This window comes from Flavobacteriales bacterium (assembly GCA_030584065.1).
Classification (GTDB): domain Bacteria; phylum Bacteroidota; class Bacteroidia; order Flavobacteriales_F; family PHOS-HE28; genus PHOS-HE28.
In genome coordinates this window covers 146,169-163,141 of sequence record CP129489.1, presented here as the reverse complement: position 1 = coordinate 163,141, position 16,973 = coordinate 146,169, and the positions used below count along the sequence as shown (strand labels likewise).

Here is a 16,973-nt window from a genome sequence, read left to right as displayed (position 1 = left end):
AATGAGGGCCGCCGCGCTGCTGGCGCTGCTCCTCGCAGCGGCCACGGCCGTTGGCCAGGGCAATCCCCTGCGCGTGCAGGAGCGCGCCTTCCTGAACCCCGCGGTGAACCGCGTCACTACCCTTGGCGACAGCGCGGCCTGGGAGGCCTACCACGCGAAGCTCGACCGGCTGCTGTTCGACGGCACCGGGCAGGTGAGCGTGGCGCACATCGGCGGGTCGCACGTGCAGGCCGATCTGTGGAGCATGGAGCTGCGGCACCGGCTGCAGACGATGGCGCCCGGCGTGCGCGCTGGACGCGGATTCATCTTCCCCTACAACATGGCGAAGAGCAACAATCCCTACTGGTACCACCCGGAGTACACGGGCAGCTGGACGGCAGTGCGCAACGTGATGCGCACGGACAGCTCGGTGCTCGGCGCGGCGGGCATCAGCGTCACCACCACCGACACGCTCACCGGCATCAAGGTGAGCTTCCGCGGCGAGGCCTACCCCGGCTACGCCTTCGACCGCGTGCGCGTGCTGCACCGCATGGACAGCAGCTACGAGGTGCAGGCCTGGTGCACGGACACCACGGTACGGATCGAGCGCCGGGTGGACACGGCGGGCGGCTACACCGAATTCACCTACGACCGCCTGCGCGATACGCTGCGCCTGCGCATCCAGCGCACGGACACCGCGCAGCGGCGGTTCACCCTGAGGGGCATCGTGCTGGAGAACAGCGACCCGGGATTCGTCCTCCACGCCCTCGGGGTCAACGGCGCCAGCACGGCCAGCTGGCTGCGCTGCCAGCGCTTCGCCGAGGAGCTCGCCCTGCTGAAGCCCGACCTGGTCATCCTCTCCATCGGCATCAACGACGCGCACGACCCCGACTTCAGCGCGGCGCGCTACGAGGCCAACTACCGCGAGCTGATCCGGCGCATCCGCCAGGCCAGCCCCGGTGCCGCCATCCTGCTCACCACGAACACGGACAGCTACGTGAAGCGCCGCCACGTGAACCGGAACGCAGGCGCGGTGCGGGAGGCGATGCTGCGCCTCAGCGCCGCGGAGGGGGTGGCCGTGTGGGACGCCTTCGGCGTGATGGGCGGCGAGGGCAGCATCCGCGCCTGGGAGAAGGCCGGCCTGGCGCAGCCTGACCGCATCCACCTGAAACGGCCGGGCTATGCGCTGCTCGGCGACCTGCTCTTCGCGGCGCTGATGGAGCGCTACGGCCGGCACCTGAGCGCCATCCGCCATTGACCGCATGAGCACCGCGACGATCGACTGGGCCGCGCTCCTCCGCTACGATGAGCATGCGCCCGTCATCTTCACGCGGCTCTATTTCTGGGGCTTCTTCCTGGTGGCCCTGGCCGGCTTCAGCATCGTGCACCGGCGCCCCCTCTGGCGCAGCGGCTGGCTCTTCGCCGTGAGCCTCTTCTTCTATTACAAGACGAGCGGTCTGTTCGTGGGGCTGCTGGGCTTCAGCATCGTCATGGACTTCTTCATCGGCAGGGCCAGCGCCGCAGCGCCGGACCGGCTCCGCAAGCGGCTGCTGCTCGCGCTCAGCGTAACGCTCAACCTGCTCGTGCTGGGCTACTTCAAGTACGCGCACTTCGTGGTGGAGAACGTCAACGCCCTGCTGGGCACCGCCTTCGAACCGGTGAACTACTTCGCCCGCTGGGCCAACGCCGCCTGGGATGCGCATTTCGTGGAGAACAAGGTGCTCCTGCCCGTGGGCATCAGCTTCTACACGTTCCAGTGCATGAGCTACGCGATCGACGTGTACCGCGGCCACCTGAAGCCGGTGCGCAACCTGCTCGACTTCGGCTTCTACGTGAGCTTCTTCCCGCAGCTGGTGGCCGGCCCCATCGTGCGCGCCTCGGAGTTCATCCCCCAGATCGCCCAGCCCTTCCGGCTCTCGCGCGCGGAGTTCGGCATGGCTGTGTTCTGGGTCCTCAACGGGCTGCTGAAGAAGATGGTGGTGGGCGACTACATCGCGGTGAACTTCATCGACCGCGTGTTCGCCGACCCGCTGCGCTACACCGGCTTCGAGAACCTGCTGGCGCTCTACGGCTACTCCCTGCAGGTGTACGCCGACTTCAGCGGCTACACCGACATCGCCATCGGCATCGCCCTGCTCATGGGCTTCCGCCTCACCAAGAACTTCAACAGCCCCTACAAGGCCGCCGACGTGGGCGACTTCTGGCGCCGCTGGCACATGAGCCTGAGCACCTGGCTGCGCGACTACCTCTACATCCCCATGGGCGGCAACCGGGGCGGATCGCGCTTCTCCTGGATCATGCTCGGCATCATCGGCGCAGCGCTCATCCTGCTCACGGGATGGTGGTGGCTGCCGGTGGTGTACCTGTCCGTCGTGGCCCTCGCCGCTGTGCTCGTTCGCCTCTCCCCGGCGGTGCACAATGCCATCACCACCAACCTCAACCTCATGATCACCATGCTCATCGGCGGCCTGTGGCACGGCGCCAGCTGGATGTTCGTGATCTGGGGCGGCCTCAACGGCCTGGGGCTGGTGGTGCACAAGGCCTGGAAGCGCATCAGCCCCTGGGGCCGCAGCACGCACTGGGCCGCGCACGCCTGGTCGGTGCTCCTCACCTTCACCTTCATCAGCTTCACGCGCATCTGGTTCCGCAGCCCCGACCTGGAGACCGCCAATGCCTTCCTCCACCAGGTGACCAGCGACTTCGGCCTACACCTGGCCGGCGATGTGCTCTGGGCCTTCCGCAGCGTGCTGGGCGTCACCCTGGCCGGGCTCGTCATCCACTGGCTGCCCGAGTCGCTCAAGCAGCGCTACCGCGAGCGCTTCGCCGCGCTCCCGCTCTGGGCCATGGCATTGGCCTGCGCCGCCGCGGTGGTGCTCATCTACCAGACCGTGACGGCGGACATGGTGCCCTTCATCTACTTCCAGTTCTGAGCCGGCGCCGCGCCGTCCGGCCGGTAGATTTGGGACGCACATGGGTGAGGACCGCATCCACGACCACATCGTCATCGGCTCGGGCTTCGGCGGCAGCGTGAGCGCCATGCGCCTGGCCGAGAAGGGCTACGATGTGCTGGTGCTGGAGCAGGGGAAGCGGTGGGCGGCGAAGGATTTCCCGCGCACCAACTGGAACCTGCGGCGCTTCCTCTGGGCGCCGATGCTCCGCTGCTTCGGGCCGCAGCGGATCCAGCTGCTCAACCGCATCATGGTGCTGAGCGGCGCGGGCGTGGGAGGCGGAAGCCTCATCTACGCCAACACGCACATGATGCCGGGCGACGGGTTCTTCCGCCATCCGGCCTGGTCGCGGTTCGGCGACTGGAAGGCGCGCCTGGCGCCGCATTACGTCACTGCGCGCTTCATGCTGGGCAGCACGCGGTACGTGCCGGAAGGGCCCGAAGACCGCATCCTCGCCGAAGTGGCGCGTGACATGGGCAAGGCCGGCACCTATAAGCCCGTGGACCATGTCGGCATCTACCTCGGGGACACGCTGGCGCCCACCGACCCGTACTTCAAGGGGCTCGGCCCGGAACGCACCGGCTGCACCGCCTGCGCCAATTGCATGGTCGGCTGCCGGTTCAATGCCAAGAACACGCTCGACAAGAACTACCTCTGGTTCGCCGAGCGCTTCGGCGCGCGCATCGAGGCGGAGACGGAGGTGACGCGCATCGAGCACGCCGACGGCCTCTATCACGTGCACACACGCCGCTCCACGGCTTGGGGGACGGGCCGTCCCCGCGTGTTCCGCGCCAAGGGGCTGGTGGTGAGCGCCGGCGTGATGGGCACGCTGAAGCTCCTGATGCGCCAGAAGCACGAGGTGGGCACGCTGCCGGCGCTCTCCGACCAGCTGGGGGCCAGCCTGCGCACCAACAGCGAATCGCTCTGCGGCATCAGCGGCATACCGGTGAAGGTGAACCATGGCGTTGCCATCAGCCGCGTGTTCGAGCCCGATCCGCACACCCACATCGAGCTGGTGAAGTACGGCGACGGATCCGGCGCCATGGGCCTGCTGGCGGTGATGGCCGCCGGCGAGGGACCACCGTTGCTGCGCATGGCGAAGTCCATCTGGAACACGGTGACGCAGCCGCGCAAGGCATTGAGGGTGCTTCGCCGCGATTTCGGCCGGCACAGCATCATCCTGCTGGTGATGCAGAGCCTGGACAACGCCGTGCGCGTGCAGTGGAAGCGCGGCCTCTTCGGTGGCCGGCTGAGCGTGGCGAGCGACGGCGGCAAGCGCGTGCCGGCCTACATCGGCATCGGCCAGGAAGTGATGCACCGCTACGCCGCGAAAGCCGGCGGCACCGCCATGAACGCGCTGCCCGAGGTGCTGCTCGACATGAGCAGCACGGCGCACATCCTGGGCGGCTGCCCCATGGGCGCCGATGCGGGCGAGGGCGTCGTGAACGAGCGCTTCGAGGCCTTCGGGTACCCGGATCTGCGCATCATCGACGGATCCGTCATCCCCGCCAACCTGGGCGTGAACCCCAGCCTCACCATCACGGCCCTGGCGGAGTACGCCATGAGCCTGGTGCCGCCCAAGAGCGGGCATCAGGGCGCCGCACTCCGCGACCTGCTCGAAGGCCGGGACGGGCAGCCCTGAGGCGGAGCGCGCCCGCGCGGCTTAACTTGCCCATGCTCCAACCGTGCGAACCATGAAGCGCATTTCCTCACTCGTTGCGGCCATCCTGCCGACCGTGCTGCTCGCGCAGACCACCGGGCGCATCATCGTGCGCGTATCCGATGCCGCGGAATTGAAGGCCGTGCCCATCGCCGCACGCGCAGCAGTGGGCCTGGAGCCCCTCGACCGGCTCAGCCGGGGCTTCGGCGCCGTGAGCGCCAAGCGCCTGACGCCGGCCCGGACGGGCGTACCGCGGCTCTATGCGATCGAACTCGCCGGGCCGGCCGATCCCGAAAGCGCGGCGGCGGCCTTCGGGGCCGTGCCGGGCGTGGTGTGCGCCGAGCCCGATCGCCTGGGCCAGGGCGGAGGTGACAGGAGCTTCGTGCCGGACGACACCTACTACTTCCGCCAGTGGGGCCTGAAGAACGACGGATCCTTCAGCCTCTCAACGGCCACCGCGGGCGCGGACATCGACATGGAGAGCGCGTGGGAGCTGGAGCAGGGCAGTGCCGATGTCACCGTGGCGATCATCGATTCCGGCGTGCGCCTGCAGCATCCCGACTGGGGCGACCGCCTCTGGCAGAACGGCGAGGAGGTGCCCGGCAACGGGATGGACGATGATGGCAACGGCCTGATCGATGATTGGCGGGGCTGGGATTTCGCCAACGACGATAACGACCCGGCCGACGACCAGGGCCACGGCAGCAATGTGACGAGCATCGTGGCGGCCGAGGGCAACAACGCCACGGGCTTCGCGGGTGTGGACCTCAACTGCAGGGCCATGGTGCTGAAGGCGCTGAACTCCGCCAACCAAGGCTGGTACAGCTGGTGGATCGCCGCCATGTACTATGCCGTGGACAACGGCGCGGACATCATCAGCATGTCCATGGGCGGCACGGATCCATCGTTCGAGCTGCAGGCCGCCGCGGACTACGCCGCGGCCAACGACGTGCTGGTGGTGGCCTGCATGATGAACACGAATTCCGCCACGCCATTCTATCCAGCAGCGCTCAACGGCGTGATGGCCGTGGGCGCCACCAAGCCCAATGACCGGCGGGCCGCCCCCTTCTACTGGGGCAGCACGAGCGGCAGCAATTACGGAGGCCACATCAGCGTATGCGCCCCGGGCGACTACATCTACGGATTCAGCCACCTGTCGAACACAGGGTACAGCACCTACTGGTCCGGCACCTCGCAGGCCACCCCGCACGTGAGCGCACTGGCCGCCCTGCTGAAGGCGCAGGTCCCGGCCCGCAGCGCCGCCGAGATCCGATCGATCATCGAGGCCACGGCCGAGGATCAGGTGGGCGACCCGCTGGAGGATGTCGCCGGCTGGGACCCCTACCACGGCCATGGCCGCATCAACGCCTACCGGGCACTGCTCCTAGCTGTGTCCACCGGGGAGGTGCAGATGCCTGCACCGCGCCTCATTGTCTTCCCCAATCCGGGCCGGGGCACCATTCAGGTCCGCAGCAGCCGCTCGGGCTTGGTCACCGTTTCGGATGAACTCGGCCGCACGGTGCATGCGGAGCGGCTTTCCGCAGGCACCTCGACCCTGGCGACCGACCTCCCGGCAGGCCTCTACCTGATCGGGTTGCACGATGGACAGCGCCGGCTCACCGAGCGGCTGGTGGTGCAGTAGCACCTGGCGCGTTCAGGCATCGGGACGATCCGCCGCTCCTGCCGAAGGGGGAAAGAAGAAGGCCCGCGGGCGGCGCTTCAACCGGTCGCGGACGGAACGCGCGATGGGCACCAGCTCACCCAGGGGGATGCCCCGTGAGCGGAGCGCCAGCAGGATCGACAGGCTGAAGCTCACCAGGAAATTGAAGAGTCCGATGAGCACGATGCCGAGGGCGCCCATGATCACGGCGTACGCCCCCGCGGACCAGTCCATGCCGACCAGGCCCAGCCCCATGTTGCCCGCTGCGAACGTGATGTGGCGGATGTCGAGCGGCAGGCCCAGGAAGGCACCCACCGCGCCGACGGAGCCCATGAAGATGCCGAACCAGATGTTGCTGACCACCCCGCCAGCATGCCGCTCGTAGGCACGGGCCAGGCGGTTGCGCCACTCCGCCCCCAGGAAGAGCCGGAGCACGGGGTGCTCCTGGATCCGGAGCGGAACGTTGCGGTGGATGCTGGCATTGGTGACGCTACCCGCGATGAGGCCGCTGACGAACAGGAAGACGCCGGCGATTGCCGCATGGGGCAAGGCCAACGATGCAAGGGGATCGAGCTCCTGCAGCATCTTGCCTGCCTTGCCGGCCAGCAGCTCCGGCCCGAAGAGGGCGTTCCAGCCGTAGGCGAGCGCCATGCCCACCGGGAAGGCCATGGCGACATTGCCGACGAAGGCGATAAGCTGCGAGCGTGACACCCGCTCCACCAGGCCCGCGAGCGCATCGTAGGTCACCTGCCCATCCCGCCGACCCTCGTCCAGCGCTTGCGCGATGGTGGCCGCGGTCATGGCCGGCTGCTTGGTGGCCAGCGTGAGGTGCAGCAGGTAGATGGCGGTGAAGGCCATCGCATAGTTGAGGCTGTAGAGGAAGGCGTGGAAGAACAGGCTGCCCTCCAGGGAGCCGTACCATGCCTTGAGCATGCAGGCCACCGCCACGATGGCGCCACCGCCCAGGGCCGACCGGAGCATGGCCGCGTACTCGCTGCGCGTGGAGGTGATGTAATGCTCCCCTTTCCGGCCGGTGTGCTGAGTCACCTCGCGGGCCACGGCCTGCGTGCTCTCCGCGATGAATGCGCCTACCTGGGTGCGCCCGCTGTTGTACCGCACCAGCGCCTTCACCAGCCGTGCGAAGGCCGCACGGCCGTCGATGCCATCGGGCAGCGCGATGGCGTCGAGGATCTCCTGCAGCCGCTGCAGCATGCGCTCCATGGTGAGCAGGTGCTGGTTCACGCGGAAGGTGATGCCGAGCGTGGCGCTGTTCGCGTAGGCCTGCGCGATGGCGCCGTGGCACTCGCCGATGAGCGCGCGCACGGGCAGGAAGCCGGGGTCGGAGCGGGTGCGGGATGCATGCCCCGCCCGCACCGCATCCAGATACCGGTCCAGCTCATCCTCCAGCCGCACGAAGGGGCTCTCGAAGTTGGCGTGCTCAGGCACCATCCGGAGCACCTCGCTGTCGAAGGCACGGCCTGCGATGCGCAGGCCAAGCACCTTGGCGGCGAAGAGCAGCTCCTGCATGAGCAGGCCATGGCGGTCGCGGGCATCGATGCCCGGCACCCCGAGCAGATCCAGCAGCCTGATCATGTCCTCGTCCGGTATGGCTGCGACCCAGCGCGCATCCTCTTCTTGGAAGAAGACGTTGATCAGTACATGGTCCAGCGACTCCCGCTCGGGCTGGTACGGCAGCAGCTTGTAGGTGAGGCGCTGGCGCAGCTCGTGCCAGAAGGCCCCGCTGGGCATACCGGCATCCGTGAGGGTGCGCCCCACGCCCTTCTGCCCGAGCACCCGCATGAGGTATGCGGCGAGCCCGTTGCGCAGCTGCCCATCGTGCTCCAGCAGCTGCAGCAGCGCCTTGAAGCGGGGCACGCCAGACTCCAGCCGCTCCGACCGGATGGGGCGCAATGCCCGCACCAGATGGCCCAACGGCTCCGACTCACCGCCATCATGCGCGGCGATGGCCTCCAGGGCCTCTCGGAGCGGGCTTCGGCGCATGCCGGCAAGATAGCCCGCGGTGCTGCCCCCCGCCTCATGGCCCGGCTCGGCGCCTCCGCCGCATCTTTGCCGCGCATGGCAACCCATCTCGTCACCGGCGGCTGCGGCTTCGTGGGCCGCAACATGGTCAAACGGCTCCACGCCCAAGGTGCCCGCGTCCTCTTCATCGATGACCTCAGCGTGGGCATCCACCCGGATGCGTGGCTGGGGCTGCCCGTGAGCTTCGAGCACAAGAACCTCAGGATCTACGGGCAGGACGAGCGGCTCCTCTTCCTCCATGCCGACCTGCGCGACGTGCTGCGCGGCCTCAACACCGACCCTCAGTGGCTCGCCAAGCAATACGGCCTCAGCATTGCCCTGTTCGATGACATCTTCCATTTCGCAGCCATCGTGGGCGGTCGCAGCAAGATCGACGGCGACCCCATGCTGGTGGCCCAGGACCTGAGCATCGATGCGGAGATGTTCCTCTACGTGTGCCGCAACAAGCCGCGCCGCTTCCTCTATCCCAGCAGCAGCGCCGCCTACCCCATCGACCTGCAGACCGAGGCCCACGCTCTGCGCCTGAAGGAGACCGACATTGACTTCAAGAAGATGGGCGAGCCCGACATGACCTACGGCTGGAGCAAGCTCACAGGCGAGTTCCTGGCCAAGATCGCGGCCAACCACTACGGCGTGCACGTCACCTGCATCCGCCCCTTCAGCGGCTACGGCGAGGACCAGGACCTCTCCTACCCCGTGCCGGCCATCGCGGCGCGTGCGGCGAAGAAGGAGAACCCCTTCGAGGTGTGGGGCACCGGCAAACAGGGCCGCGACTTCGTGCACATCGACGACGTGCTCGACCTCACCCTGCTGGCCATGGACAAGATCAGCGACGGCCGGGCCATCAACATCGGCATGGGCCGTCTTACCAGCTTCCTGGAGCTCATCGAGGTCTTCACCGGTTTCGCGGGCTACAAGCCGACCATCAAGCCGCTGCTGGACAAGCCCGTGGGCGTGCACAGCCGCTACTGCGACATGACCTGGGTGGAGCAGAACCTAGGCTGGAAGGCCAAGATCAGCATCGAGGAAGGGATGCGGAGGGTGTATGAAGCGGCGAAAATGCGGATCAGATGATCGGACGATCAGATGATCAGATAATTGAGCGTAGTGCGATCGGCGAGGTCAGCGCACGGAGCTGTCAATGGGTGCGCATTCCATTTTCTGATCATCTGATCATCTCATTTTCTGATCGATGATCGTCTGCTTCGGCCCAGGCCCCAAGTTCAAGGGCGGTATCGTGCAGTACAACACGGCGTTGGCGCGGGCGCTGAAGGATGAGGGCGCGCAGGTCACCATCGTCAGCTGGACGCAGCAGTATCCCGCGATCATCCCGCGTGAGTTCGTGGACAAGGCCAGCCGCAGCACCTTCCTGGAGGGCTACGACATCCCCGTCCACTACCTCACCAACTGGAACGATCCGCGCACCTGGTGGAGCACCGCGAAGGCCATCGCTGAATTGAAGCCGGACAAAGTGATCCTGCAGTGGTACAACCCCACACAGGGCATCCCGCTCAACACCATCGCCAGCTACCTGCGGAAGCATACGAGCGCGGAGATCCTCTTCGACCTGCACTTCGTGGCCGCCAAGGAGCAGAGCAGCCTGGACGCGCGGCTCACGCGCATGGCCCTGCAGCACGGGCACAGCTTCATCGTGCATGCGTACAAGACGGCGCAGGAGCTGAAGGCGTTGATGCCGGAGAAGGAGTTCAAGGTGACGTTGGACGGGAAGAGGGCGAATGGCGAATGGTCAATGGCGAATGGTGAAACACCTCTTGGACATGTTGACCGACCCATTCACCAATCACCAACGACCATTCACCCCATCCTCAAGCTCTACCACCCCATCTACTCCCTTTTCAAACCCGACCCGGCGTTCGACAAGGAGGCGTGGAAGGCGCAGCACGGCCTGCGGAAGCATGTGTTCCTCTTCTTCGGCTTCATCCGCAAGTACAAGGGGCTGCACTACTGCATCGAGGCCTTCGCGGAACTGGCGAAGCAGCGCGATGATGTAAGCCTGATGATCGTGGGCGAGCGCTTCTGGCAGACGGTGGACCAGACCAAGCTCAGCACCAAATTGAAGAACGCGGTGTTCGGCACGCTGAAGAAGCTCTTCCTGAAGAAGGCGGACGACGAGCGCGACTACGATCCGCTGGCACTAGTTGACAGCCTCGGTATCCGCGACCGCACGCTGGTGGTGGACCGCTTCATCCCGAACGAGGAAGTGCCCCCCTACTTCCAAGCGGCCGATACCATCGTGCTCTTCTACGAGACGGCCACCCCCAGCGGCGTGGAAAGCCTCAGCTACAACTTCAAGCTGCCCGCGGTGGCCACCCGTGTGGGACACTTCCCAGAGACCATCACCAATGGCTTCAACGGCTACCTGGCCACCCCAAAGGACATCGCCGACATGGTGCGCGTGATGAACGCGAGCATCGACAAGCCCATCCCCCGTGAGAACGTGGTGGAGGCCACGAAGACCATGAGCTGGGCGAACTACGCCAAGGCGGTGCTTAACGGCTGACCGGCTTTCCAAGGCTGAACCCTTAAAGATCCCCAACGTACAAGCAGGGGATGGCCCTGTCCGTTAGATTCGCGGAACCCTTCCCGACCGGTGACCTGGAACCTCGCCGGTTGAAGCAACGAAGGGCGAACCTGCAAGGAAGAAGGATGAGAGCTCCGGTGGCTTTGCTTTTGCCTTTGTTATGGCTGCTGCCCGCTGCCGCACCCGCACCCGCCGCCACCTTGGAATCCCCCACCGTGGACGAGGTGCGGGCCCTCTACACGGAAATCGGCCTTGACGGCTGCCTGCATGAGCTGGCCTTCGCCAAAGGCTATGCCAGCGCTTCGGCACGGGGCGTGAGGCCGCGCATGCTGGCCATCGCTGACATGACCCAGCCCAGCACCGCGAAGCGGCTGGTCGTGATCGACATGGACCGGAAAGAACTTGTGCTGCGCACTTATGTGGCACACGGGCAGGGTTCAGGCGACCTGATGTGCACAACCTTCAGCAATCGCGAGGGCTCCCATGCCACCAGCAAGGGGCTCTACCGCGTGGGGGCCGAGATCGTGAGCCCGAAGCATGGCGCAGCGCTACTCCTCCATGGGCTGGACAAGGGCTCGAACTGCCAGGCGCAGAGCCGTGAGGTGATCATCCATGGCGCGGATTACGTCAGCGATGACTTCATCGCCAGGCATGGACGCCTTGGCCGCAGCTGGGGGTGCCCGGCTGTCAGCCGTGACGACATGCCCCGCGTGATCGAGCTGCTCGCGGATGGTGGATATCTCTACGTCCACGGACGTTGAGCCACCGGCCGGCCATCCCTTCCTTCGTTGCCTCCATCGCAGTCCGCATGCGTTTCCCATTGATGGCGGGCACCCTGGCCCTCTTGGCATCCTGCGTGCATCCGGTTGACGATGCCGCGGTCAACGGCCCCGGGCAGGCCGTCGACTCCGTGTTCGAGACACGGGCCGTCTACTCCGTACGCACGCTCGATCCGCTGTTCATCGTGCGTTTCCTCGCCGACCACCCGGAGTACCAGCGTGACTCATCGGGCATCACCGCCTTCTATGCGCGCCGCGGCCACCAGTTCGCCTGGTTCGTGAACGACACCCTCTCGCAGGGCGCTGCGGCCTTCCGCTACCTGGTCACCGAGCCCGACACCGCCTACAGGGAGCTGGCCTACATCCGGGCGAAGCTGGACGACCTCATGAACCAGGGCCGGGGGCGCGAGGCCGGGCTCTGCGACAGCTGCATGCTGCGGCTCGAGCTGGCCTTCACCGCTGAGTTCTTCCGGTACGCGGAGAAGAAGTACGGAGGCGCCGTGGACAAGGACCCGCGCGAGCTCGATTGGTTCATCCCGAGGCGGAAGAAGAACTATGACCGGCTGCTGGACTCCCTCGTGGCCGGCCGCATGGACCTCTCCCCCGTTGAGCCGCTGCACCCCCAGTACAAGCTGCTCAAGGCGCAGCTCAAGCGCTACCACGACCTTGAGGACCTGCCCTGGCCGCAGCTCAGCCTCGGCGACCGCCGGAAGATCGAGCCGGGCGAAGCGGTGGACTGGATGCCCGAACTGCGGCTGCGCTTGATGCTGCTCGGTGATTTCCGCTCAACCGGCGACAGCATGCTGCTCTTCAGCACCGATTACGACAGCCTGCTGGTGGAGGCCGTGAAGCGTTTCCAGGAGCGGCATGGCCTTCATCCGGACGGGGTCATCGGCAAGGGCGTCATCGCCCAGGTCAACGTGGCGCCCGCCGACCGCGTGCGCACGCTGCTGGTGAACATGGAGCGCCTGCGCTGGGTGCCGGAGCGCACCGCCCCTGACCAGTTGCTGGTGAACATCCCTGAGTTCCGCCTGCATGTGCATGAGGCGGACACCATCGCCTGGAGCATGGCTGTGGTGGTTGGCACGGCAGCGACCCGCACGGTCATCTTCAGCGACTCCCTCTCGACCATCGTCTTCAGTCCCACATGGACGCCGCCCGCGAGCATCGTGCGCGGCGAGATCCTGCCGGCCATGGCCAAGGACCCGAACTACCTCCGGAAGAAAGGGATGGAGATCATCGGCGGGTCGGCATCGAACCCCATCATCCGTCAGCGCCCGGGGGCGTCCAATGCCTTGGGGCGCGTGAAATTCCTGTTCCCGAACAGCTACAGCATCTACCTGCACGACACGCCGAGCAAGAGCTTCTTCGCCCGCGAGAGCCGCGCGTTCAGCCATGGCTGCATCCGCCTCAGCGAGCCGCAGCGACTGGCCGAATACCTGCTCCGGGATGACACGGCGTGGACCGCCAAGCGCATCAAGGAAGCCATGCACAGCGGCAAGGAACAGTTCGTGCGCCTCAAGAGGAAGCGCCCGGTGAGCATCGGTTACTTCACCGCCTGGGTGGACCGGGCCGGACGCCCGCATTTCAGGGATGATGTGTATGGGCATGATGCCCGGCTTTCCGAGGAGCTGTTCGGCACGCCGCCCATGGTCCTTCAGTCACCCGGCACGATGATGCGCAGCGATCCGGCCCCCAGCCATCCCGTCAGCGACCGGTTGATCCAGCCCTCCGCATCACTGCCCGCGTCGAGGTAGCGCAGCGAGCGCGGCTGATCGGCCAGGGCCGGCAGGGTCATCGACCGTGCGCCGGCCTTCTGCGCACCGATGATCCGCGCATAGCGATCCACCAGCGCGGCATCGAACCGCGCCATCCGGCCCGAGAGCAGGTCACCGGTCACGCGCCCGCCGCTTCCGGTGAACAGCACCGCCGACAGCAGCACGGCGAAGGCAAAGGGCTTCATGAGTGAGGGCCAGGGCGCCCACCGCCACCTGCCCTGTTCGACCAGGGAGACCCGTACCGCAGAGAGCAGGAGGAACCAGCCGGGCAGCAGCACGAGCAGCACCGCATTCACCGTGCGGTGCTGGCCGAGCAGCCCGGTGGCCCAGTATGGAAGGGCCATGGCAGCGAACAGCGTCAATCCCAGGATGGCCGCCAGCCGCCAGGGCTTCATACCGATCGGGCCGAATGCCCCGGCGATGCGGGCATGGAAGGTCTCGCCGCCGGCCAGGTAGATGAAAGAGGCGGCAAGCAGGGCCGGAGACGACAACCAGGTGAACGCGAACCGCATGGACTGGACCGCTGCCCACCCCACGGTGCGCAACGCATCATGCCGCAGCGGGAAGTTGGCGCCGCGCACCGCATTGCCCGGCGCCGCAGCCATGAGGAAGGCCGCAGCGAGCACGGCGAGCAGCACGGCGGCCAGCGGAAGCGGAACCGCGCGCTGGCGCCGCCAGGCAAGGCCGAGCAGGGCAGCGTGGCCCGCGGCCATGACCATCATGTGCAGCTCACTGCATCCTGATGCGACCACCGCCAGCAGGCCAACCGCAGCCGTGGCTGCCCAGCCGAGCCGCCAATGACGGCGCGCGCTGCGGATCCATGCCGCCGCCACGAGCAACGACAGCGCTCCGGGCAGCAGGTAGCTGACCGCCCCAGTGTACCAGTACAGGCCCTCGGAGAGGTCGGGCATGAGGTGGAGGTAGAGCAGCAGCAGCCCCCCGGCGAGCAGCGCCTGGTCGCCCCTGCGCAGGGCGGTGCCGCACGCAGCGACCAATGCCCAGAGGCCGCCATAGGTGAGGCCGAGCAGCACGAGCGGCACCCCGCGGTACAGGGCGAGGCCGGGATCGATGCCGAGCACCAGCGGGCTGCGCAGCACCAGGATGTTGGAGAACCACCGCCCGTTCCAATGCCGGTACTCGTCCAAGAGCCTGGGCAGGAGCTCCGTCCGCATGCCCACGGCCGCGTAACTGAAGTCATCGGCGAAGGGATGGACCCAGGCGCTGAGGGCCACGTAGCGCGACAGTGCGGCGAGGAGCAGTACGGCGAGGGCGATGCGGGCTGCGGGCCTCATCCCTCAAAGATGCGGATGCCGTCTATAGGCCCACGCGCTCAGACACGCGGTACTGGTTGCGCTCGGGGCTGTAACGGTGAACCAGCTCCGCCACGAAGCCCATGGTGAAGAGCTGAACGCCGATGACCATGGCCGTGAGGGCCACATAGAAGAGCCCTTGATCGGATACCCGGGGCGCCAGCTGCTTGAGCACGTAAAGGTGCCAGAGCTTCTCTCCCACCACCCAGGCCGCGCTCAGGAAGCCCACCACGAACATGAAGGTGCCCACCGACCCGAAGAAGTGCATGGGCTTGCGGCCGAAGCGGAACACGAAGGTGATCGTGAGCAGATCGAGGAACCCGTTGATGAAGCGGTCGAAGCCGAACTTGGTCCGGCCGAAGCGCCGGGGATGGTGCTTCACCACCTTCTCTCCGATGCGCCGGAACCCCTCCTTCTTGGCGATGAAGGGAATGTAGCGATGCATCTCGCCGTAGACCTCGATGCTCTTGACGACCTCCTTCCGGTAGGCCTTCAGCCCGCAGTTGAAATCGTGGAGCATCACCCCGCTCACCCGCCGGGTGGTCCAGTTGAAGAGCTTGGTGGGCAGGGTCTTCGTCAGCGGATCGTAGCGCTTCTTCTTCCACCCGCTCACCAGGTCGAAGCCCTCCTGCCGCACCATGCGGTAGAGTTCGGGCACCTCATCCGGGTCGTCCTGGAGGTCGGCATCCATGGTAATCACCACATCGCCCTGCGCCGCGATGAACCCTTCGTTCAGGGCCGGGCTCTTGCCGAAGTTGCGGCCGAAGCGGATGCCCTTCACGCGCCCATCGGCCGCAGAGGCCTTCACGATCTCCGACCAGGACCCATCCGTGCTGCCGTCATCGACCAGGACCACCTCATAGGCGACCCCCATGGACCGCAGCACCTGATGCAGCCGCTCGATCAGCACGGGCAGCGACTCGCGCTCATTCAGCAGCGGAACGACGATGGAGATGTCCACGGCGCAAGGTTACGCCACGGCCCGCACGTGGCCGCTGGCTCATAGCGCCTTGCGGTAGATGCGGTAGCGCTTCCAGACGGTGGCGCCGAGCCGCTCCAGCTCGCCGCGCATCCGGTGGTTCGTCTCCAGCACCAGGTGGCTGTCGATCCAGCGGAGGCCCCGCTTCCGCGCCTCTTCCATGAGTGCGATGGCCAGGACGCTGGTAAGGCCGCGGCCTTGCAGTTCGGGGCGCACGGCGCCGAGGAAGAGGTCGAGCTGCCGGGAGGTGCGCATGGCCCTGAGCATATGCCACCACCCGAACGGGAAGAGCCGCCCACCGCTGCGCCGGATGCCCTCGCTGAAGTCGGGCATGGCCACGACGAAGGCTGCGGGATCGCCCTGCTCATCCACCACCACGTGCACGAAGGCCGGATCGAGCACCGGCATGTACTGCGCCGCCAGCTTCCGCATCTCGGCCTCCGTCATGGGCATGAAGCCAAGCAGCCCCTCGTATGCCGCATTCACCAGCCGGAGCACAGGAAGGATGAAGGGCTTGATCTGGCTGCGCCGCTCGAAGCGCACCAGGCGGTAGCGCCCCTGTGCCAGCACCCGGTCCGCGATGCGCCGATACGCTTCAGGCAAGGCTGCGGGGATATCAAGCCGGTAGGACACCGCATCCAGGTGCTTGGCGTACCCGTTGCCCTCCACCAAGGGAGGCAGCCAGGCCGGATTGGACGCCGTTGCGAGCACCGGCAGGTGCTCGAAGCCCTCCACCTGAAGGCCTTGGGGGTCCTTGTCGCTCAGCCCGAAAGGTCCCAGGACGTGGGTCATGCCCTCGGCGGCGGCCCAGCCCTCCACGGCCCGCAGCAGCAAGCGCACCGCATCGGGGTCCCGCCGGCAATCCAGCTGGTAGAAGCGGCCTTCACGGACACCCTCCCGATCATTGTAGTCCGGGCGGATGATTCCCATCACGCGCCCAACCGGGCGGTCGCCCTCCCAGGCCAGAAAGCGCACGGCGCGGCAGGCGGACAGCGACGGGTTGCGGGCTTCGTCATGGAAGGCCGCCTCATCGCTCCGGAGCGCCGGCACGCAGTTGGGGCGGTCATTCACGGCCAGCGGAACCCGCAGGTAGCGGCGCAGGTCAGCGGCTGTGCGAACGGGCTCGATCCGGAGGCTCATCCCAGCCGAAGATGCGGAATGCGGTCATAATCCCCTCCATAAAGGAATCCCATGGCAGCCGTGCTCTGTACGTGACGACCGGTTGGATTTTACGCGGACGTTACTAACCTTGCCGTACCGGTGCGCTATCCGACCCGGAGCTACCAGAATCCGCTAAC

At 66.7% G+C, this 16,973-nt stretch carries 12 protein-coding genes; 8 read left to right on the top strand and 4 right to left on the bottom strand.

Translation table 11 applies throughout. The features are described from left to right. Position 1 precedes the first annotated feature (1 nt). From QY325_00590 to QY325_00575, 4 genes are read left to right on the top strand one after another with little or no spacing between them, the layout of a single operon-like run. A complete protein-coding gene (locus QY325_00590) occupies positions 2 to 1,237 on the top strand; it encodes a GDSL-type esterase/lipase family protein (protein ID WKZ66437.1) in 1,236 nt (411 codons plus the stop codon). A 4-nt stretch (positions 1,238 to 1,241) separates the two neighbouring features. Then, the gene (locus QY325_00585) at positions 1,242 to 2,909 is read left to right on the top strand and encodes an MBOAT family O-acyltransferase (protein WKZ66436.1); all 1,668 of its coding nucleotides are present in this window, start codon (positions 1,242 to 1,244) and stop codon (positions 2,907 to 2,909) included. Between the two features lie 40 nt (positions 2,910 to 2,949). Then, positions 2,950 to 4,569, top strand: a complete 1,620-nt coding sequence (locus QY325_00580) for a GMC family oxidoreductase (GenBank protein ID WKZ66435.1) — start codon at positions 2,950 to 2,952, stop codon at positions 4,567 to 4,569. A 52-nt stretch (positions 4,570 to 4,621) separates the two neighbouring features. Continuing rightward, entirely contained in the window at positions 4,622 to 6,229 is a 1,608-nt protein-coding gene (locus QY325_00575; GenBank protein ID WKZ66434.1) for a S8 family serine peptidase, read from the top strand. Positions 6,230 to 6,241: 12 nt separating this feature from the next. Here QY325_00575 and QY325_00570 read toward each other — a convergent pair whose 3' ends face one another. Continuing rightward, the gene (locus QY325_00570; GenBank protein WKZ66433.1) at positions 6,242 to 8,248 is read right to left on the bottom strand and encodes a recombinase; all 2,007 of its coding nucleotides are present in this window, start codon (positions 8,246 to 8,248) and stop codon (positions 6,242 to 6,244) included. A 75-nt stretch (positions 8,249 to 8,323) separates the two neighbouring features. On the opposite strand from QY325_00570, the gene QY325_00565 reads away from it, so the two are divergent. From QY325_00565 to QY325_00550, 4 genes are all read left to right on the top strand, one after another. After that, a complete protein-coding gene (locus tag QY325_00565) occupies positions 8,324 to 9,361 on the top strand; it encodes an NAD-dependent epimerase/dehydratase family protein (GenBank protein ID WKZ66432.1) in 1,038 nt (345 codons plus the stop codon). A 118-nt stretch (positions 9,362 to 9,479) separates the two neighbouring features. Then, entirely contained in the window at positions 9,480 to 10,808 is a 1,329-nt protein-coding gene (locus QY325_00560; GenBank protein WKZ66431.1) for a glycosyltransferase, read from the top strand. A 146-nt stretch (positions 10,809 to 10,954) separates the two neighbouring features. Next, positions 10,955 to 11,590 carry a murein L,D-transpeptidase catalytic domain family protein gene (locus QY325_00555; GenBank protein ID WKZ66430.1) on the top strand — a complete coding sequence of 212 codons (636 nt, stop codon included), beginning with the start codon at positions 10,955 to 10,957 and terminating at the stop codon, positions 11,588 to 11,590. Between the two features lie 47 nt (positions 11,591 to 11,637). Continuing rightward, positions 11,638 to 13,365: a L,D-transpeptidase family protein gene (locus QY325_00550; GenBank protein WKZ66429.1), complete on the top strand. Its 1,728-nt coding sequence runs from the start codon at positions 11,638 to 11,640 to the stop codon at positions 13,363 to 13,365. On the opposite strand, the gene QY325_00545 is transcribed toward QY325_00550, so the two are convergent. The 3 genes from QY325_00545 to QY325_00535 are packed head-to-tail and all read right to left on the bottom strand — an operon-like array spanning position 13,266 to position 16,815. Then, the gene (locus QY325_00545; GenBank protein WKZ66428.1) at positions 13,266 to 14,678 is read right to left on the bottom strand and encodes a DUF6056 family protein; all 1,413 of its coding nucleotides are present in this window, start codon (positions 14,676 to 14,678) and stop codon (positions 13,266 to 13,268) included. The genes QY325_00550 and QY325_00545 overlap by 100 nt on opposite strands. A 22-nt stretch (positions 14,679 to 14,700) precedes the next feature. Beyond that, positions 14,701 to 15,657: a glycosyltransferase family 2 protein gene (locus QY325_00540; GenBank protein WKZ66427.1), complete on the bottom strand. Its 957-nt coding sequence runs from the start codon at positions 15,655 to 15,657 to the stop codon at positions 14,701 to 14,703. 39 nt (positions 15,658 to 15,696) lie between these two features. Beyond that, a complete protein-coding gene (locus QY325_00535) occupies positions 15,697 to 16,815 on the bottom strand; it encodes a hypothetical protein (GenBank protein WKZ66426.1) in 1,119 nt (372 codons plus the stop codon). Positions 16,816 to 16,973 lie beyond the last annotated feature (158 nt).